Origin of the sequence: Streptomyces bicolor (assembly GCF_000719285.1) — a bacterium.
In the GTDB taxonomy this organism is placed as follows: domain Bacteria; phylum Actinomycetota; class Actinomycetes; order Streptomycetales; family Streptomycetaceae; genus Streptomyces; species Streptomyces bicolor.
Map to the genome: position 1 here is coordinate 58,848 of NZ_JOFS01000005.1, position 19,590 is coordinate 78,437.

General features: G+C 71.1%; 17 protein-coding genes. 15 read left to right on the forward strand and 2 right to left on the reverse strand.

Annotated elements, in window-relative coordinates:
• The first annotated feature begins 2 nt into the window (after nt 1-2).
• The 8 genes from IF78_RS0106525 to IF78_RS0106560 all read left to right on the forward strand — a co-directional run bounded on the left by IF78_RS0106525 (nt 3) and on the right by IF78_RS0106560 (nt 8,715).
• Nucleotides 3-809, forward strand: coding sequence for an acetoacetate decarboxylase family protein (locus tag IF78_RS0106525; protein WP_031484022.1), 807 nt, complete (start codon nt 3-5; stop codon nt 807-809).
• A 34-nt stretch (nt 810-843) separates the two neighbouring features.
• Nucleotides 844-2,307 (forward strand): aldehyde dehydrogenase, encoded by a 1,464-nt coding sequence (locus tag IF78_RS0106530; RefSeq protein ID WP_031484025.1) that lies wholly within the window; start codon nt 844-846, stop codon nt 2,305-2,307.
• Complete coding sequence (locus tag IF78_RS0106535) at nt 2,300-3,232, forward strand: 3,4-dihydroxyphenylacetate 2,3-dioxygenase (protein ID WP_031484027.1); 933 nt, start codon at nt 2,300-2,302, stop codon at nt 3,230-3,232. The genes IF78_RS0106530 and IF78_RS0106535 overlap by 8 nt, the downstream gene beginning before the upstream one ends.
• Before the next feature lie 15 nt (nt 3,233-3,247).
• Nucleotides 3,248-4,093: a fumarylacetoacetate hydrolase family protein gene (locus tag IF78_RS0106540; RefSeq protein ID WP_031484029.1), complete on the forward strand. Its 846-nt coding sequence runs from the start codon at nt 3,248-3,250 to the stop codon at nt 4,091-4,093.
• A gap of 28 nt (nt 4,094-4,121) precedes the next feature.
• Nucleotides 4,122-4,727 carry a TetR/AcrR family transcriptional regulator gene (locus IF78_RS0106545; protein ID WP_031484031.1) on the forward strand — a complete coding sequence of 202 codons (606 nt, stop codon included), beginning with the start codon at nt 4,122-4,124 and terminating at the stop codon, nt 4,725-4,727.
• A gap of 231 nt (nt 4,728-4,958) precedes the next feature.
• Complete coding sequence (locus tag IF78_RS0106550; RefSeq protein WP_031484033.1) at nt 4,959-6,413, forward strand: APC family permease; 1,455 nt, start codon at nt 4,959-4,961, stop codon at nt 6,411-6,413.
• Between the two features lie 113 nt (nt 6,414-6,526).
• The gene (locus IF78_RS0106555; RefSeq protein WP_031484036.1) at nt 6,527-8,017 is read left to right on the forward strand and encodes an aldehyde dehydrogenase; all 1,491 of its coding nucleotides are present in this window, start codon (nt 6,527-6,529) and stop codon (nt 8,015-8,017) included.
• On the forward strand, nt 8,014-8,715 hold the full coding sequence (locus tag IF78_RS0106560) for a gamma-glutamyl-gamma-aminobutyrate hydrolase family protein (RefSeq protein WP_234439861.1): 702 nt from the start codon (nt 8,014-8,016) through the stop codon (nt 8,713-8,715). Before IF78_RS0106555 ends, IF78_RS0106560 begins: the two co-directional genes overlap by 4 nt.
• Before the next feature lie 8 nt (nt 8,716-8,723).
• Here the strand turns inward: IF78_RS0106560 and IF78_RS0106565 are convergent, their stop codons facing one another.
• Nucleotides 8,724-9,296, reverse strand: a complete 573-nt coding sequence (locus tag IF78_RS0106565; protein WP_031484040.1) for a MarR family winged helix-turn-helix transcriptional regulator — start codon at nt 9,294-9,296, stop codon at nt 8,724-8,726.
• Nucleotides 9,297-9,403: 107 nt separating this feature from the next.
• Between IF78_RS0106565 and IF78_RS0106570 the strand changes: the two genes are divergently transcribed.
• On the forward strand, nt 9,404-10,351 hold the full coding sequence (locus tag IF78_RS0106570; protein WP_031484042.1) for an LLM class flavin-dependent oxidoreductase: 948 nt from the start codon (nt 9,404-9,406) through the stop codon (nt 10,349-10,351).
• Between the two features lie 84 nt (nt 10,352-10,435).
• On the opposite strand, the gene IF78_RS0106575 is transcribed toward IF78_RS0106570, so the two are convergent.
• Nucleotides 10,436-11,455, reverse strand: a complete 1,020-nt coding sequence (locus tag IF78_RS0106575; protein ID WP_031484044.1) for a helix-turn-helix transcriptional regulator — start codon at nt 11,453-11,455, stop codon at nt 10,436-10,438.
• A 295-nt stretch (nt 11,456-11,750) separates the two neighbouring features.
• Here IF78_RS0106575 and IF78_RS0106580 point away from each other — a divergent pair, with 295 nt between their 5' ends.
• From IF78_RS0106580 to IF78_RS0106605, 6 genes are all read left to right on the forward strand, one after another.
• Nucleotides 11,751-12,785 (forward strand): sugar ABC transporter substrate-binding protein, encoded by a 1,035-nt coding sequence (locus tag IF78_RS0106580; protein ID WP_234439862.1) that lies wholly within the window; start codon nt 11,751-11,753, stop codon nt 12,783-12,785.
• Nucleotides 12,786-12,793: 8 nt separating this feature from the next.
• Nucleotides 12,794-14,311, forward strand: coding sequence for a sugar ABC transporter ATP-binding protein (locus tag IF78_RS0106585; RefSeq protein WP_031484048.1), 1,518 nt, complete (start codon nt 12,794-12,796; stop codon nt 14,309-14,311).
• Complete coding sequence (locus IF78_RS0106590) at nt 14,308-15,288, forward strand: ABC transporter permease (RefSeq protein WP_031484049.1); 981 nt, start codon at nt 14,308-14,310, stop codon at nt 15,286-15,288. The genes IF78_RS0106585 and IF78_RS0106590 overlap by 4 nt, the downstream gene beginning before the upstream one ends.
• Nucleotides 15,289-15,329: 41 nt before the next feature.
• The gene (locus tag IF78_RS0106595) at nt 15,330-17,027 is read left to right on the forward strand and encodes an amidohydrolase (protein ID WP_031484052.1); all 1,698 of its coding nucleotides are present in this window, start codon (nt 15,330-15,332) and stop codon (nt 17,025-17,027) included.
• Between the two features lie 360 nt (nt 17,028-17,387).
• Complete coding sequence (locus IF78_RS0106600) at nt 17,388-18,455, forward strand: hypothetical protein (protein ID WP_031484054.1); 1,068 nt, start codon at nt 17,388-17,390, stop codon at nt 18,453-18,455.
• 20 nt (nt 18,456-18,475) lie between these two features.
• The gene (locus tag IF78_RS0106605; RefSeq protein ID WP_031484056.1) at nt 18,476-19,585 is read left to right on the forward strand and encodes a beta propeller repeat protein; all 1,110 of its coding nucleotides are present in this window, start codon (nt 18,476-18,478) and stop codon (nt 19,583-19,585) included.
• Nucleotides 19,586-19,590: the final 5 nt, after the last annotated feature.

The following is a 19,590-nucleotide window of genomic DNA, read 5'->3' on the forward strand; positions in this document are numbered from 1 at the left end:
CCATGAGCCCAGTTCGTGGTTACTTCCACCCCAAGACGGCGAGCGGACGGTCGTCGCTGATCCCCGCGCCGCCGTGGCGGTACTCCGGCGACCTGCTCACCGTCGAGTACCGCACCGACCCGGCCCGTGTCCGCGAACTCCTCCCCGAACCGCTTGAACTGGCGGACGAGGACCCCGGGGCGGTCGCGCTGATCTGGGCCGACTGGCAGTCGTGCTCCGAGTCCGGCGCGGAGCTCGTCGACCCCGTTCTCTCGCAGTACAAGGAGGCCTTCGCGGTCGTCCGCTGCAAGTACAAGGGGCAGACATACACCCGTTGCGTGTACATCTGGGTCGACAAGGACTTCGCCATTGCCCGCGGACTGCACCAGGGCTACCCGAAGAAGCTCGGCTCCATCCACCAGACCCGCCCGCACCCCTACGGGCCCGCTCCGCGGATCGAGCCGGGAGCGCGGTTCGGGGCGACGCTCGCCGCGGCGGACCGTCGACTGGCCCAGACGGTGGTGACCCTGCGGGAACCGTCCGAGACCAACGGCTTCGTCAACGGCCACCCCATGGCTCATCACCGCTGGCTGCCCTCCATCGAGAAGGGCAAGGGCCTGGCACTGGACGAGCTGATCGAGTCCGGCGCCGCCTCCTTCGAGGGCGGGCAGCCCTGGCGCGGCGACGCCGAACTGGAGCTGTTCGAGGCGCCCACCGAGGAGCTGGCCCGGCTGGAGATCCGCGAGCCGATCGCCGCGTACTACCGCCAGGTGGGCGTGGTGTGGGACGGCGGACGCCTGCTGGAGTCGAACACCTCCGGCGCCGAGTGAGCTCGCACCGCATCGATCACCAGGAGTCCAGGGCATGAACAAGCACCTCACCACCGTGGCCGGAGTCGCCGTCGACACCCGGCACTGGATCGGCGGCGAACGCGTCGCCTCCACCGACACCTTCCCCGACGCCTCGCCCATCGACGGCAGTGTCCTCGCAGACATCGCCCGGGGCACCGCGACGGAGGCCGACGCCGCGGTCGCCGCGGCGAAGGCCGCCTTCCCCGGCTGGGCCGCCACCTCCCGCGTCGAGCGCGCCCGTATCCTGCACGCCATCGCCGACGGCGTCGAGAAGCGGATCGAAGAGCTCGCCATCGTCGAAACCACTGACAACGGAGCGCTGTTGCGCTCGCACCGACGCGGTGTGATGCCGCGGGTGGCGCACAACTTCCGCTTCTTCGCCGACTGGCTGCTGAAGCTGGAGCACGGGGACTTCGAGACCCGGGGCCACAGCAACCACGTCAGCTGGGATCCGGCGGGCCCCTGCGTGCTGATCACCCCGTGGAACGCGCCGCTGATGCTGGCCACCTGGAAGGTCGCGCCAGCACTCGCGGCCGGCAACACCGTCGTCCTCAAGCCCGCCGAGTGGTCCCCGCTGACCGCCTCCCTCCTCGCCGACATCGCCGCCGAGGCGGGGCTGCCCGCCGGGGTGCTGAACGTGGTCCAGGGGTACGGCTCGGAGATCGGCGACGCCCTGACCTCGCATCCCGACGTGCGCCGGATCAGCTTCACCGGCTCGGTGCCCACCGCCCGGCGGATCGCCGCGTCGGCCGCCGCCAACCTCACTCCGCTCAGCCTCGAACTCGGCGGCAAGTCACCGCTGCTGGTGTTCGCCGACGCGGATCTGGACCTCGCCGTCGACCTTGCGGTGGAGCAGTACGACAACGCGGGGCAGGTCTGTCTGGCCGCCACGCGCTTCCTGGTCGAGGAGTCGGTCGCCGAGGAGTTCACGCGGCGCTTCGTCGACAGGACGATGGGCCTGAGGCAGGGCGACCCTCGTGACGAGGCCACCGACATCGGGCCCAACATCCACCCCGGCCAGCTGGAGAAGATCGACGGCTTCGTGCGGCGGGCACTGGCGGCAGGAGCCCGCGCGGTCATCGGCGGGCACCCCGAGGACGGGCAGTACTACGCGCCGACCCTCCTCACCGACGTCGCCCAGGACTCCGAGATCGTGCAGGAGGAGGTCTTCGGTCCCGTCCTGACCCTGCAGACCTTCACCGACGAGGAAGAGGCGATCCGGCTCGCCAACGACACCCGCTTCGGGCTGGCCGCCACCCTGGCCACCGGCGACCCCGAGCGTGCCGAACGCGTCACCGCGCGACTCGTCGCAGGAACCGTCTGGGTGAACTGCTTCTTCGTACGTGATCTGCAGGCCCCCTTCGGCGGTTCCCGCCTGTCCGGAGTCGGCCGCGAGGGCGGCACCTGGAGCTTCGACTTCTACTGCGACGTGAAGAACACCGTCACCGCCCCGAACGGATGGACCAACCATGGGTGAGATCGTCGGGGCGGGCCTGCTCGCCCACGTCCCCACCATCGTGCTGCCGGAGGCCGACCGGCTGGAGCTGAACGAGGGCAAGGAGATCACCCTCGTCACCGGCCTGCAGCAACTCCGCGAGGAGGTCTTCGCACGGGACGACTACGACACCGTCGTCGTCCTCGACTCCCACTGGGCCACGACGGTCGAGTTCGTCGTCACCGCACAGCAGCGCCGGGCGGGTCTGTTCACCTCGGAGGAGCTGCCGCGCGGTATGTGCCGAATGCCGTACGACTTCCCCGGCGACCCCGAACTCGCCCAGAACATCGAGAAGTTCGCGGACCGGCACGGCACCTGGATCACCGCGATCGACGACGACTACCTGCCGATCTACTACGCCACCATCAACCTCTGGAAGTTCCTCGGCGAGGGACTGCCCGACAAGAGGTGGGTGACCATCGGCGTCTGCCAGACCGGTGACATGGAGGACCACCTGCGCCTGGGCCGCGCCCTTGCGGACGGTATCGCCGCCACTCCGGGGCGGAGGGTGCTGCTGATCGCCTCGGGCGCGCTGTCGCACACCTTCTGGCCGCTGCGCGAGCTGCGTGACCACGAGGCCAGCGACCCGGTGCACATCTTCACGCCCGAGGCCCGCGAGGCGGACTTCGAGCGGATCGCCTGGTTCAAGGAGGGCCGTCACGACAAGGTCCTCGACACCATGGACGAGTTCTGGAAGTTCAAGCCCGAGGCGAAGTTCTTCCACTACCTGATGATGGCCGGCGCCCTCGGCGAACAGGCCTGCACCGCCAAGGCCCGCCAGTACGGCGAGTACGAGAACTCCATCGGCACCGGCCAGGTCCACCTCTGGTTCGACCGCCCGGCCGAAGGCTGGACCGGCACCGGCCTGCCCACCCCGCGCACCCCACACAGCCGTATCCAGTCGTAGCCAGGAGTCCCAGCCATGCCCGAATACCGCCGCATCCTCCTCGACGGCGCCGCCGTCCAGGTCACCGTCGACGGCGACGAACTCGTCGCCGCCGACGGCCGCCGCGTCAAGACCGAGGACGCCCAGCACCTGCCCCCCGTCGTCCCCTCCAAGGTGATCGCCGTCCACCTCAACCACCGCAGCCGCGTGGACGAGTTCCAGATCGACCTGCCCGACACCCCGACCTACTTCCACAAGCCCACCTCGTCCCTCAACTCCCACAGGGGCGCTATCGTCCGCCCCGAGGGCTGCAAGTGGCTCAACTACGAGGGCGAGGTCGCCATCGTCATCGGGAGGACCGCCCGCAACATCTATCCGGCCGAGGCGGGCGACTACATCGCCGGCTACACCATCGCCAACGACTACGGCCTGCACGACTTCCGTGACACCGACGCCGGCTCCATGCTCCGCGTCAAGGGCTCCGACACCCTGTGCCCGCTCGGCCCGGGACTCGTCACGGACTGGGACTTCCGCGGCAAGTCGCTGCGCACGTACGTCAACGGGCAGGTGGTGCAGGACGGCTCGACGGATGAGATGAAGTGGGACATGCACTACCTCGTCGCCGACATCGCCCGCACCATCACCCTCTACCCCGGCGACGTCCTCCTGTCCGGTACGCCGGCCAACTCGCGCCCCGTCCAGCCGGGCGACGTGGTGGAGGTGGAGGTGGAGGGCCTGGGCCGGCTCAGCAACCACATCGTCACCGGACCCACCCCGGTCCGTGCCGATGTCGGCGCCCAGCCCACCGAGTCCGAGGAAGTGCTGTCCACCGCCCTCGGCGGCGACTGGGAGTTCCGTGGCATTCGGCCACCGCGGCGCTGACGCCCTGGCCACGGGTAGAGTCGCGGGCATGACCGAGCCCGCCGGTGAGCGCGGCCCCCGCAAACGCGTGAAGAACTACGGGGCCGGCCGTGAGGCCCTGCTGGAAGCCGCGGTGCGCGTGGTGGCGCGGGGCGGACTGCGCAGGCTCACCTACCGGGCGGTCGCGGAGGAGGCCGGGGTCACCCACGGACTGGTCGTGCACCACTTCGGTTCCCGTGACGCGCTGATCGAGGAGGCGCTCGCGCACGCCGTACGCTCCTCCCTCAGCAGCAGCACCCTCGAACCCGGCACGGGCAAGGTCGCCGACTTCTCCGCCGGCCTCGCGGACATGGTGGAATCCGGTCCCGAGCTCCAGGCGTTCCAGTACGAGCTGCTCCTGGAGGCACGCCGCCGGGCGGAACTCCTGCCGCACCTGCGGGGCCTGTACGAGGAGTACTTCGACGCGACCCGGCGCGAGCTGTCCCAGATGCTCGCCCGGCCGGTCGGCCGGGGCCTGTCGCGGCTGGTCTTCGCCGCCCTGGAGGGCCTGGTGCTGCACCAGCTCGTCTTCGGCGAGCGGGAGGTCACCGAGGAGGCCCTCGCCGAACTGCGCGCCCTGCTGGAGGGCCTCGCCGAGGGCACGGACGGCGTCTGAGCCTGCCGCCCCCGACAAGGTGCGGGGGACACCGCTGCAAGAATCCGCCGGCTCCGGGAATCCCCACGCCCGCCCCTTGCCAAACGGATAGTCCGGCTCCACGATGAGTGCCATCTCGTTTGGGCCGAAATGAATACGCGGCTCCTTCCCTCTCTGCTTCCTCTCGCTCCTTCCCGCCCTCTGCTTCCTCTCGCTCCGTCCCCTCTCTCCCTTCCCTGGCAGGTGATCCACGTGGGCAGTCAGACGGCTCCTCCGCAGCAGACCGTGCGAGGCGGCACCACAGCCGCGCTCAAGCCCAACGCCCTGGGCGTGCTCGGCATCATGTTCTTCGTCCTGTCCGCCCAGGCGCCGCTCACCGGCATCGCCGGCGCGGCACCGATCTCGATCGCGATCGGCAACGGCGCGGGCACGCCAGCCGCGTATGTGCTGGCAGGCGCGATGATCCTGCTGTTCTCGGTCGGCTTCGTCGCCATGGGTCGCCACGTCGTGGACGCCGGAGCCTTCTACACCTACATCGGCACCGGCCTTGGCCGCACCGCCGGTGCCGCCGGCGCGGCCGTCGCCCTGTTCGCGTACTGCGTCATACAGGCCGCCATGTACGGCCTGTACGGCGCGATCGTCGCCGGTCTGGTCGCCGACCACACCGGCCTCGACCTGCCCTGGTGGGTGTGGACGCTGGCCACCATGGCCGTGGTACAGGCGCTGGGCGCGGCCGGCGTCGAGATGGGCGCCAAGGTCCTCGCCGTGTTCGTCGCGGCGGAGTTCAGCATCCTGCTGCTGTTCGGTCTGGTCACCCTGTTCCAGGGCGGCGGGCCGCAGGGACTGGGCCTCGCCGACAGCTTCTCGCCGTCAGCGGCCCTTCAGGGGGCCCCGGGAGTCGCGGTCATGTTCGCGGTCGCGTCGCTGTTCGGCTTCGAAGCCACCGCGATCTACGGCGAGGAAGCCCGCGAGCCGAAGAAGACCGTGCCCCGGGCCACTTATCTCTCGGTACTCGTGGTCACCGGCTTCTTCGCCCTCACGTCCTGGGCGCTGGTCTCCGCCTACGGCGCCGACAAGGCCCCGGCGGCGGCCGGAGAGGCCCTCTCGGGCGGCGACTCGGCCGGGTTCGTCTTCGCCCCGATCGCCACGCAGTTCGGCGGATGGGTCAACGACGTCCTGCCCGTCCTGCTCGCCACCTCCCTGTTCGCGGGCATCCTCACGTTCCACAACTCGGCCAACCGCTACCTGTTCTCCCTCAGCCGCGACGGACTGCTGCCGCAGCCGCTGCGCAGGCTCAACGCTCGCCGCGCGCCCTGGGCCGCCGGGTGCGCGCAGACCGGCATCGCCCTCCTCCTCGTCGTCCCCTTCGTGATCGCGGGCAAGGACCCGGTGCTCACCCTGTTCTCCTGGTTCAGTGGACTCGCCGTCCTGGCGATGATGCTGCTGTACCTGCTGACCTCGGTGTCCGTGATCGTCTTCTTCCGCCGTGAGCGGCTGGACCCCCGGCGCTTCAACACGCTGGTCGCACCCGCACTCGCCGCACTCGGTCTGGCGGGCGCGATCTGGCTGATCCTGGCCAACTTCACGACCCTCATCGGCGGCGAGGCGAGCACCGCCGCGTGGCTGGAGGCGACCGTCCCCGCCGTGCTCGTCGTGGGTGCCGCCACCGAGTGGTTCAGGCGTCGGCGCGGCCGGGCGCAGCCGTAACACCTCGCCCGCTGCCTCCTCGGCTCCTCGGCTCCTCGGCTCCTCGGCTCCTCGAATTCTTCGACGTCCCACCTCCTTCGACGTCCCACCGGAAACACGGTCTGGAGAACCCCATGCCCGCTGTCACCCACGACGAATGGCTCCGCCGGGCCAAGGCGCTGGTGCTGCCGCACGCACACCACATCGACGGTGCCGAGGAAGCCGGGGCGGGCGCAGCCTTCCCCGTCGTCTCGCCGCGGGACGGCCAGGTGCTCACCGAGGTCGCCGACGGCGGCGCCGCCGAGATCGACGCCGCCGTGGCCGCCGCTCGCCGTGCCTTCGACAGCGGGCCCTGGCCGCGGCTGGCGCCCGCCGACCGCGGCCGCATCCTGGTGCGCATCGCCGACCTGCTGCAGGAGCAGCGCGCTGATCTGGCCCTCGCCGTGACCCTGGAGATGGGCAAACCGATCACCGACGCCCATGACATCGAACTGCGCGCGCTCATCAACACCTTCCGCTGGTACGGCCAGCTCTCCGACAAGCTCACCGACGAGTCCCCGCACACCGCCCCCGACGCCCTCGCCCTGGTCACCCGCGAACCCGCCGGAGTCGTCGGCGCGGTGGTGCCGTGGAACTTCCCGCTCACCCTCGCCGGCTGGAAGCTCGCCCCCGCCCTGGCCGCCGGCTGCACCGTCGTACTGAAGCCGTCGGAGCACTCACCGCTGTCCGCGCTGCTGCTGGCCGCCGTCGCCGCCGAGGCGGGACTGCCGCCGGGCGTGCTCAACGTCGTCAATGGCGACGGCCCTGTCGCCGGACGTGCCCTCGGCCTGCACCCGGATGTCGACGTCCTCGCCTTCACCGGTTCCACCGCCGTCGGCCGCCACTTCCTGCACTACGCGGCCGACTCCAACCTCAAGCGCGTCTGGCTGGAGTTGGGCGGCAAGTCACCCAACATCATCCTGCCCGACGCCCCCGACCTGGAGAAGGCCGCCGCCACCGCAGCCTGGGGCATCTTCTTCAACCAGGGCGAGATGTGCACAGCGCCCTCGCGCCTCCTCGTCCACTCCTCCATCGCCGAAGACGTCACCGAGGCCGTCGTACGACGCGCCCGCGAACTGCGCGTCGGCGACCCCCTCGACCCGGCCACCGACATGGGCGCCCTGGTCGGCGAGGAGCACCTGGGGCGCATCCAGGACCACATCGCCACCGGCCTGGCGGAGGGCGCCCGCCTGCTCACCGGCGGCTCCCGCACCCTCACCGACACCGGCGGCAGCTTCCTGGAGCCGACCGTCTTCGACCACGTGGACCCCCGCATGAGGCTGGCCCGCGAGGAGATCTTCGGTCCGGTGCTCTCCGTCCTCGCCTTCGACGACCTGGACGAGGCGGTCCGGCTGGCCAACGCCACCGACTACGGCCTCGCCGCCGGCGTCTGGACCTCCGACCTGTCCACCGCCCACCGCGTCTCCCGCGCCCTCAAGGCCGGCACGGTCTGGGTCAACTGCTACGAGGAGGGCGACCTCACCGTGCCCTTCGGCGGCATGAAACAGTCCGGCAACGGCCGCGACAAGTCCGCGCACGCCCTGGAGAAGTACACCGAACTCAAGACGACATGGATCCAGCTGTGATGCGCCCGCTCATCGCGATCCCCGCCCGTTTCAGCGCCACCACCTCCGCACTGCGCTACGCCGCCGAGGTCAACGCCCGAGCCCTGATCGAGGCGGTGTGGCGGGCCGGCGGAGAACCCGTGAGCCTCCATCCCGCGCAGACCGGCACCGCCGCCCGGCTCGCCCGCTTCGACGGCGTCCTGCTGCCCGGAGGCGGAGACCTCGCCCCGCACACGTACGGCGCCGTCGACACCCACGCCAGCATTTACGACGTGGACGACGTCCAGGACGCCTTCGACCTGGACGTGGCACGGGCCGCGCTGGAGACCGGCCTGCCCCTGCTCGCCGTCTGCCGTGGCCTGCAGGCGGTCAACGTAGCTCTCGGCGGCACCCTGGAACAGGACATGGGCGGTCCCGGGCGCGACCACCGGCACGTCGTGCATCCCGTCGCCCTGGAGGCCGGCTCGGTGGTCGCACGAGCGACGGCCGCCGAGAAGGTGGAGGCGTCCTGCTACCACCACCAGCGCGTCGACCGCCTCGGCGCGGGTCTGAGAGCGACGGCACGAGCGGCGGACGGCACGGTCGAAGCGCTCGAACTGCCCGCCGCCGAGGGCTGGTTCAGCGCCGTGCAGTGGCACCCTGAGGACACCGCCCACGAGGATCCGGTCCAGCAGCGGCTCTTCGACGCCCTGGTACGGGCCGCCGAGGAGCGACGCTGACGCCCCGCTCAGCTCCTGGACCGGCGACCGCTGCGACGGGGCGCGGGCTCGGCGCCGCCCAGCAGCGACTGGCGCCGCTCCTCGCCGTGCTGCTCGACCTGCATGACGACACTGCGCAGACCGTCCGCCAGACTGCGGCACTCCGCGTCGCTGAGCCCGGCGGTGACGAACGCCTCCTCCTCGTTGAACGCCGGGAACACCCGGCGCATGAACTCCTCGCCTTCCTCGGTGAGGCCGAGCAACACCAGCCGTCCATCCGTCGGGTGCCCGCTCCGCCTGATCAGTCCACGAGACTCGAGGGTGCGGGAGACCCCCGTGAGAGTGCCCTTGGAGATACCGGCCTCCTCGGCCACGTACCGCGTCTCCGACTCGCCCCACACCCAGACCACCCACAGCACCACGAACGCCGTCCACGTCAGATCCGAGCCGCGCAGGACGGAGTTCTCCAGGTGATGCCGGACCGCGGAGGCGGCCCGGTAGATGTTCGCCACGGCGGCCATCTGCTCCCGACGGATCGGGAAACCACCGAGCTTCGCGGCCGCCAGCTTCTCGGCTTCGGTGATGGATCGCTGGCCGGGCATGGGCGGCTCCTTCGTCTGGTCGCGGCAACGCCTGCTCCCCGAACGGACACGTGTCCCACCGGGCCGTTCGTTCGGCTCCAAATTGTACGAAGATGAAGAGGAGCCCCATGAGTACCCCCGCCACCCCACGCATGCTGCTCGTCCTCAGCGAGAACTGGACCCTCACCGGAGGCCGGGCCGACCTGCCCACGGCCGTGCGATGGGCCCGTGAGGCCGAAGACGCCGGCTTCGACGCCGTCATGGTCAGCGAGCACATCGTCCTCGGACCCGACGCGGCGGACCGGGGGATCATGGGCAACCCCCGTGACTACGCCCTGCCGGGCAACCAGGACCCGTACACCCCCTGGCCGAACTCGCTGCTCCTGCTCGCCGCCATCGCCTCGGTCACCGAACGACTCCGGCTGGCCGCCGCGGCCGTCCTCGCCCCGCTGCGCCACCCGCTGCTGCTCGCCCGGGAACTGGGCACCCTCGACCTGATCAGCGAGGGGAGGCTGGTGGTGCAACCCACGGTGAGCTGGAGCAGGGACGAGTACGACGCGCTCGGCGTGCCGTTCGGTGAGCGCGGAAAGCTGCTCGATGAGCACCTGGAGGTGTGGGCGAAGGCGTGGGGGCCGTCGCCCCTCTCCCACGACGGTCCGTACTACCCCTTCCAGGACGTCTACTTCGAGCCCAAGGCATACCGCCCCGAGGGCCCCCGGCTCTGGTTCGGCGGGCAGCGACTGCACGGCCCGCTGCTGCGGCGGCTCGTCCGCCACGGCCACGGCTTCCATCCGCTCGGCCGGCCCGCGCCCGAAGACCTGCGGGCGCTGAAGGACGCGATGTCGGATGCGGGACGAGACATCACCGACCTGGAGATGATCGGCGGCACCCAGGCCGTCTTCCCCGACGACCGCTCGCCGGCCGATCTCGGAGCGGCCCTCGCCGCGGTTCCCGAGCAGTGGGAGAGCGGCTTCACGACCTTCTGCGTCAAGCCGAACCAGTTCATCGACGACCCAGGCGGCGTCGGGGCGTTCTGCCGTGAGGTGATGCGGCGCGTGGAGCGACTGGTCGGCTGACCGCCGCACGGACGGACCACCCGGCCCGGCGCGCAGGAAACCGCCCGGCACCCTGTGCGCCGGCGTCGCCCCGCCCGGTACGCCTCACCGCTCGACGAAGCGGGCCACCTGATCCGGAGCCGGGCGCAGCAGACCGTCGCGGACCGCCAGGGCGGTGGCCTCGGCGCGAGAGGCGGCGCCCGTCTTGCGCAGCAGGTGCTCCATGTGGGTATGCACGGTCCGTGGCGCCAGGTACAGCGCCTGCGCTATGGCCTGGTTGGTCTGGCCCGTGGCTGCCCGGGTCAGCACCTCCAGCTCCCGCGGGCTGAGCCCGTAGGGGAGTTCGGTGGGTGTCTCCACCACCAGCACCGCACCGGTGAGGCGGTGGGAACCCGGCAGGTACCGCTGGAGCGTCACGCGCCGCCAGTCGCCCCCCACTGACCACAGCAGGCGCAGCCGCCGCCCGCCCGTGCCGGTGAAGGCCCGCAGGAGCTCGTGGAAGACCTCGTCGCGCACGATCCCTGCGCGCTCACGCCCCGGCACGTCGATCACGGCACCGTCCGTCACGAGGCTCGCCGCACTTCCGTGCGTCAGGCCGTTCTCCAAGTCGGTGATGTACGGCACCGGGTCGGCCAGCGCCGCGAGCGCCGGCATGACGCAGGCGAGCAGGCGCCGTGCGTCGGTGTCGTACGCGTCGGCACGCTCGGTGGAGAGGTGCACCAGACCGACGAGGCGGCCGCGGTGACGCAGCGCTCCGGTCACTCCGTCGCGGAACCCGGCGGGGCGGACCCGTTCGGCGTAGAACCAGCCGTGCCTGAAGCGCGTTCCGCTGTCGTCGGCGTCCTCGGAGATGGACGGCGGCAGTTCCTGCCGCATGACGTTCTGGTACCACGGGGTTTTGACGAACTCGGCGGCCAGGTTCTGGGACAGCTCGGTGGTGTAGCCGACCCCGGCCAACTGGACGTGGTCGCCGGTGACCGGATCGATCGAGAGCAGCGTCGCCGCGTCGAGGGGGAGAGCCCGGGCGAGTTCGCGCAGGACTTCGGCACAGGCAGCCGGTGTGTCCGGCTCGTGGGCGAGCATGCCGATGCGGGCGGCCGCCGCGATCTGGTGATGGCTCTGCAAACGAGCCTCCGGGTGGGCTCGGAATCAGGAAGGTCGTTTGAGGCCCAACGATATGAGGCGGCTGTTCGGGCGGCAAGGTGTTCACCGTTCCGTGACCCAATCGATCCCGTGAGGGCACGTCGTCGTACCTGATCGGTATTTCTACCGATGGCGGCACGGCGGCCGGGAGTCTTTCCTGTTCGACACGCCACTCGACACGCCACTCGACACGTCACTCGACATGTAACTCGACGCGTCACCCGGCACGACCCCGGACGCCCGCCTCCCGCGGGCCTGCCCCTCGGAGAGCCCTGCCATGATCACTCCTGAGTCCAGCATGCCTTCCGCCGCCTCCCGCAGACGGTTCCTCGCCCTGTCCGCCGGCGCGCTGGCCACCACGGCGCTGGCCGCGGCCGGCTGTTCGGCGCCGGAGAAAGCGTCGGCCTCGGCCAAGCCCGCATCCTCGGGGGGCAAGGAGCTGACGAAGATCGGACTCGACTACCCCTTCACGCAGCTCCCGCTCTACTCCACGCTGGTCAAGCTGTCCACGGCCGAGGCGAAGAAGCACGGCAGCTCCCTGATCACCACGAGCGACAACGCCAACGCCGACACGCAGGCCTCCAACCTCAACACCTGGATCGCGCAGAAGGTCCCGGCGATCGTCTCCTTCCCGATGGTGTTCGAGGCCATGGAGGCCGTCGCGCAGCGTGCCATGGAGGCGGGCCTGATCTGGGTCACCTACGGCGGATCGCTGGAGCACCAGAGCGCCGACATCCAGTTCAGCTTCCGTGCGGGCGGAACCCAGTTGGGCGAGGCGGCGGCGAAGTGGGCCGAGGAGAGCCTCGGGGGCAAGGGCAAGGTCGCCTTCCTCACCGACAGCACCATCGAGCTGGGCCGCGAGCGCACCAAGGGCATGGTCGAGGCCTTCACCAAGGCCGCTCCCGGCGTGGACGTGGTGGCACAGGAACAGGCCATCGACCCGGACACCGGCTTGTCCAAGGCCAAGGCCATCCTCGCCAAGCACCCCGACCTCAACATCGTCCTCGGTATCACCGACGCCGCCGCGTACGGCGCCTACAAGGCCCTGCAGCAGACGGGCCGCGCCAGGGACGATGCCAAGACCTTCGTCGGCGGGCAGGACGGCTCCGCGCCCTCCCTCCTCGCGATCAAGCAGGGCACCTTCTACCGGGCCTCCGCTGCCCTGGCCCCGAACGATCTCGCCGCCGCCATCGTCGACGTGCCGCTCGCGGTCGCCGCCGGCAAGGCCAACCCCAGCGCCCAGGTGCCGATCAACCTCGTACAGCGCGGCGACACGGCCAGGATCGATGACCTGCTCGCCCAGAACGCCTAGGGCCGGCCATGACGACGAACCTCCGTATCCGGGGGCTGACCAAGTCCTTCGGCGGGGTCAAAGCCCTGGACGGCGTGGACCTCACCGTCCCCGCCGGTCAGGTGCACGCTCTGCTCGGCCACAACGGCGCGGGCAAGTCCACCCTCATCAAATGCCTCGGCGGCGCCTTCCCGCCGGACTCCGGGACGATCGAGATCGGCGACCGGTCCTACACCCGCCTCACCCCGCGCGAGTCCATCACCGCGGGCGCGGCGATCATCTACCAGTCCCTCAGCGTGGTCGACGCGCTGACGGTCGCGGAGAACGTCTTCCTTGGCCAGGAGTGGACCCGCCACGGACGTGTCGACCGGCGCGTCCAAGAGGAGGCAGCGGCCGGCCTGCTGGAACGGGTGGCGGCCAGTTGCTCCCCGCGCGACCGCGTCGGCGACCTGCCGACGGGCCAGCGCCAGCTGGTGGAGATCGCCAAAGCGCTCAGCCGCAGCGCGTCCGTGCTCGTTCTGGACGAACCGACCGCCGCCCTGTCCGGCGCCGAGAGCGACGCCCTGGCCGAACGGGTCGAGGACCTGCGCGCCCAGGGCCTCGCCATCGTCTACGTCACCCACCTGCTGTCCGAGGTGGAGCGACTCGCGGACGCGGTCACCGTGATGCGCGACGGCCGTGTCACCCACCACTCGTCCGTGGCCGGGCTCTCGCGCAATGAGCTGGTGGAGGCCATTGCCGGCCGCCGTCACGACGCCACGACACGGAGCGGTCCCGCGCGGACCGCCGGGCGGCCTCGCCTCACCGTCGACGGACTGTACGGCCCCGGCTTCGGCCCCGTCAGCCTCACCGTCGGCGAAGGCGAACGGGTCGGACTGTTCGGTCTCATCGGCTCCGGCCGAACGCGCCTGCTGGAGACCCTCTTCGGCCGACGCCGGGGACAGGGCGGAACGATCCGGGTCGGGGAACTCACGGTGAACCCCACCCGGCCCGCCCAGGCCCTCGCCGCCGGGATCGCCCTGGTACCCGCGGACCGGCGGGCCCAGGCGCTGTTCCCGTCGCTGACCGCGCAGGACAACGTGCTACTGCCCTCGATCCGGACGCTCTCCCGCGCCGGGGTGCGGGCGCTCGGCGTCGAGCGCCGTGTCTTCGGCTCCCTGGCCGAGAGCGTCGGGCTGCGCCCCGCCCGCCCAGGACTTCCCGCGGGCGCCTTCTCCGGCGGCAATCAGCAAAAACTCGTCCTCGGCCGGTGGATCAACGAAGCCCGCGACGTGGAAGTGCTGCTGCTGGACGAACCGACCCAGGGCGTCGACGTCGGCGCCCGCCAGGAGATCTACCGCGTGGTGACCGGGCTGGCCGACGAACGCGGTACGGCCGTGCTGTTCGCCTCCAGCGACCCCGAGGAGGTCGTCGCCCTCGCCGACCGCTGCCTGATCGTCGCCGGCGGACGCATCGTCGGCGAACTCTCCGGCCCCGACCTCACCGAACAGACCCTGCTGTCGGCCGTCCACGAGCCCGACTCCCGGCCCGCCCAAGGAGCAGCATGACCACCGCCGACCGCTTCCTCACCCGTCCACGCGTCCTGGCCACGGGCGGTCTGACCACCCTCAGACGCCAGCCCCTGCTTGTCGTCCTCGCCGTGATGGTGGTGGCCTTCCAGCTCTCGACCGACAGCTTCCTCGACCCGGCCAACCTCGGCGGCATCGCCACCGACGCGGCCACCCTGGCCATCGTCGCCGTACCGCTGGCCCTGCTCGTCATCAGCGGCTACCTCGACCTCTCCGTCGGTTCCACCTTTGCCCTCGGCGGGCTGGTCGCGGGCTGGCTGGCGACCAACGGGCACACGCCGGCCGTCGCCGTCCTCGGGGCGCTGGCGGCCGGAGCCGCGGTCGGCGTCGTCAACGGCGTGCTGTGCTGCCATCTCGGGCTCTCCCCGTTCATCGTCACGCTCGGCATGCTCACCGCGATACGCGGCCTTGCACAGCAGCTCTTCCCCCTGCCTTTGAGCGGATTCGGCTCCGGATTCGCCTGGCTGGGCGGCGCGCGGATCGCGGGGATCGCCGCACCGGTCGTCGTCGCCGCGCTCGTCCTCATCGCCGGCGCCCTCTTCCTGGCGCTCACCCCGACCGGTCGCCACGTGTTCGCCATCGGCGTCAACCGCGAGGCCGCACACCTGTCCGGCATCAACATCCGCCGTACGCCCTTCGCACTGTTCGTGGCCACGGGCGCGGCCGCCGCTCTCGCAGGCACCATCAAGGCATCGGTCCTGGACAGCGTGGTCGCGGGTACCTCCGGCTCCGGCTTCGAACTCGCCGTTCTGACAGCGGTGCTCATCGGCGGGGTCGCGCTGACCGGCGGCTCCGGGTCGATTCTCGGCGTCCTGCTCGGGGTGCTCTTCCTCGGCGGGCTGCAGAACGGCCTCACGCTGCTGAGCGTGCCGACGTTCTGGCAGCAGATGGCCCAGGGCACAGCGCTGGTGGCGGGCGCCGCACTGGCGTATTTCGCACCCCGCCCCGGGCGCTGACCTCCAAAGCCCGTTCTTCCCTCCCCTCAAGGAGTTCACCTGTGACCGAATCCGCTCCCACCCTTATCCTGACCGGCGGTCAGGTCCTCACCGTCGACCGGGACTTCACCGTCGCGGAGGGAGTGGCCGTACGCGACCGGGCCATTGTCGCCGTCGGCAGCGACGCCGAGATGCGCGCCCTGGCCGGGCCAGGCACCCGTGTCGTCGAACTCGACGGCAGGACCGTCCTGCCCGGCATCAACGACTCCCACCTGCACGGGGCCGCCTACGGGATGACCAAGCCCCCCTTCGCCCTCGATGTCGGCCATCCCGCGGTCGGGTCGATCGCCGACATCACCGCGCTCGTCGGCGGCGCGGTGTCCGCCGCCCCGCCAGGCGAGTGGATCGTCGGCCTCGGCTGGGACGCCGGCTACCTCACCGAGTGCCTCACGGCCCCCGGGCGCTTCCCACACCGCCGCGACCTGGACGCGGTGGCCCCGGACAACCCGGTCTGCCTGACCGACTTCTCCGCCCACATGGTGTGGGCCAACACCGCCGCCCTGCGCGTCTGCGGCATCGACGCGGACACCGCCGCGCCGGACGGCGGCGTCATCGACACCGATCCCGACGGCAAGCCCACCGGCATCCTGCGCGAAGCCGCCCAGCGGCTCGTCCAGAGCGCGCTGCCCACCCCCACCGTCGCCCAGCGCCGCCAGGCCATCGAAGGCGTGATCCGGGAACTGCACTCCCGGGGCATCACCAGCTACACCGAGCCCGGACTCGGCCCCGGCGGCACCGGCACCCTCTTCGGCGGCCTGAGCACCGACAACTGGACCGCGTACGCCGACCTCGCCGCAGCAGGTGACCTTCAGGCGCGCGTCAGCGTGCTGCTGCTCCCTGCGCCGATGGGCGGATCCGCCGACGACGTGCGCAAGGGGCTGGCCGAGCTGCGCCGCCCGGAGTCGGCCGACCCGCGGCTGCTGAACGTCATCGGCGTCAAGATCTTCGCCGACGGCGTGCCCCCCAACCGTACGGCGTGGATGAACGATCCGTACCCGGACGGTGGCCACGGCGCCCTCTGCGTGCACGGAGAGTCGCCCGCCCTCCAGGTCGAGGAGCTGCGCGAGATGATCCGCATCGCGCACGAGGCCGGATTCCAGCTCGGGGTGCACGTCACCGGCGACCGGGCCATCGACACCGTCGTGGACGCCTTCGTCGCGGCCGACGAGGCCGCACCCCGCCCCGACGCCCGCCACTACGTCATCCACGGCGACTTCATCGGAGCGGACAGCCTGACCAAACTCGCCGCGCACGGCTACGGCGTCAACATGAACCCCGGCATCAAGTGGACCATCTCCGACCTCATGGACGAGATCGTGGGACCACAACGGTCGGCGTACCAATGGCCGGTGCGCTCAGCGATCGACGCGGGCGTCAGGGTCTGCTCCAGCTCCGACGCGCCGATCACCGAACCCGACTGGCGCCAGGGTGTGGCGTCGATGATGCTGCGCGAATCCAAAGCAAGCGGTCAGCGAAGTGGCCCCGAGCAGTGCGTGGACCTCGCCTCCGCCCTGCGCGCCTACACGGTCAACGCGGCCTGGCAGGACTTCGCCGACGACTGGAAGGGCACCATCGAACCCGGCAAGGTTGCGGACCTGTGCGTCCTGGACCGCCCGCTCCTGCATCTCGACCCGCACGACATCAGCCAGGTGGAGGTGGCCCTCACGGTGTTCGACGGGCGCGTCGTCCACGAACGCTGAGTGGGGCGTGGGGGAGCGGTGGTTGTGGAGGCCATGTGCGCCACTTCCTCGTGTGCGGTGGGGACGGGTACGTGTTCGCACACCGTAGGAAGGTGCAGGTCAGGGGCACATGTGGCGGGACGACATAGTTCGGGGCGCAGCGGCAGGCCGGATTCGGGGTCCTCGCCGGACACGAAGAGCGCGTTACGCGCCACGTCGCCGCTCAAGGCGAGGCCACCCTTCAGCGGCGGCTGGCGCTCCAGCACACGGTGTTCGCCGGTGTCCGGGCCTCGAATGAGAACCCGGATGGCCTGATGCCGTCTGTTCACGGTTGAGTGAACGCCCATAAGCTCTGCGACCTCCGCGATCTGGGGGGGTCTCGTGAACGGTCTCCGTGCGGTCATTGTCTGCCTTGTCATCACGTGTGCCTCGGTCGTGTCGCCGGCCGCGGCTGTGACGCCCGGCGCGGCTGCGAAGCCGAGCTGGTCGCCGCTGCCGGTGCCGGCGGCCGCCCCGCCGGTGACCGTGTCCGATCTCGCCGCCCGCGGGCCGGGCGAGGCGTGGGCGACCGGGTACGAGCACGCCGCCGATGGACCGCGGCCGATGCTGTACCGGTGGGACGGCACGGCGTGGAGCCGGGACACCGCCTTCCCCGGCGCCGGTGAGCCGGGCCGGCTCGGCAAGGTGCAGTTCGTCGACGACGAGGTGTGGATCTTCCGCGACCGCGCGGGAGCCCGAGAGATCCTGCGCCGGTCGGCGGGAGGGTGGAGTGCCGTCCCGTTGCCGCAGACCCTGTGGACCTACCAGGACTTCACCGCGGTACCGGGTGCCGCGTGGGTGGTCGGCGAGGACGACACCGGACTGAAGGTGTTGCACTACGACGGTTCCGGCTGGACCACCCAGTCCACCCCGGACGGTGTGCTGTTCCTGATGGGGATCACCGCGAGGACCGCCGCCGACGCATGGGCTTGGGCGGACACCAGCACCGGGACCACCGTCCTGCGCTGGAACGGCACGATGTGGCGGGACGCGAAGGTCCCGCTGCCGCCGAACAGCAATGTGCACACGATCCTGCTCGAACCGTCCGGCCGCGTCACGATCGGCGGCAGCCAGTACACCGACGGCGTGGCCCGCACCTACCTGATGACCTTCAACGGCCGCACCTGGCACACCACTTACCCACCTCTGGGCGACACCTACACCGAGGCCATGGTGCGCGGCCCGGACGGCGCGCTCTGGCTGCCGGTGCGCAGCGACCGCGCGTTCCAGTCCAAGTACGCACGGGTGGACGGCATCCGCGCCACCTTCTCCTACGGCCCGGAGCGCAGAGACGCGATCGACGTCAAACCGCGTGCACTGGCGAGGGCCGGGTTCTCACTGCTCTCCTTCGGAACCGTGGAGATCTACGGCTCGAAACCGAACCTGATGAGCGAGCGGCTGGGAGGCTGACCATGGCACGCCGACTTCTCGTGGCACGCAGACTTCTCGTCGCGGCCCTCGCTGTCGCCATGACCATCGTCACCACCATGACCTCGGCCGCGGCGGAAACCCTGTCCTGGCACCACGTTCCGGTTCCGGTACAGGTGCGCCCCCAGGCCGGGCTGAACGAGGCCGTGGCGTTCGGGCCGGACCGCGCGTGGGCGGTGGGTGCCGACGCCGTCGGCCGCGAGGCGCCGGGCTTCCCGCTGGTGCTGCGCTGGGACGGAACCGCGTGGCAGCGGCAGAGTCTGCCCGGGATCGGCTGGCAGGGAGAGCTGCTGTCCATCGCCGCGACCTCACCGACCGTCGTCTGGGCGGTCGGCCGCGACTCGGCGGGCGGCGCCCACCTGCTCCGCTTCGACGGCACCGCCTGGTCCGAGAGCCGGCCGCCGCGTGGTGTCGTGCTGACCAAAGCCGTCGCCGGCGGCGCAGAGACCTGGCTGATCGGTTCGCGGGACGGCGCACAGGTATTGCTGCGCTGGGACGGGCGCGGCTGGCGGGACGTGCCGGTGCCGCCGGGATCCGTGTACGGCCTGCACATCCTGGCGGCCGACGACGTCTGGGCCGCGGGCGAGACCAACTCGGGTGCGGCCGTGTCGCACTGGAACGGGCGGGCGTGGGAGCAGACGCTCGTGGACGGGTTCCCGCGGTCGGCCGTGGGCAGTGTGCTGGCGGTCTCGCCGACGGAGGTGTGGGCGGGTGGCACGGCCGGGTTCGTCGGCGGCCCGCCGGGCCGGCCGATTCCACCCCTGCTGGTCCGCTTCGACGGGCAGGCCTGGAGCCGGGTGACCGTGCCCACCGACTTCGGCGGGATCACCTCACTGGCGCCCACCAATTCCGGCTCGCTGGGCTGGGTCTCGGTGGCCCGCTCGCAGAAGTGGGGCCCGCCGGGCAGCACTCCACCGTTGGTCCCCGGGCCGGATTTCCTTGCCTGGAACGGACAGTCGTTCACCGAGTACAGCGAACCGGCGGTGGCCGGGGAGGGGCGCTCCAGGACGCTGCGGCTGGCACCGGTGCCGGGCACGGCGACGGTGTGGTCGGTCGGGCGCGCCGACGGTCCCGAGGGCACCTTCGCACCGCGCATCCTGCGGTTCGGCTGAGTAGT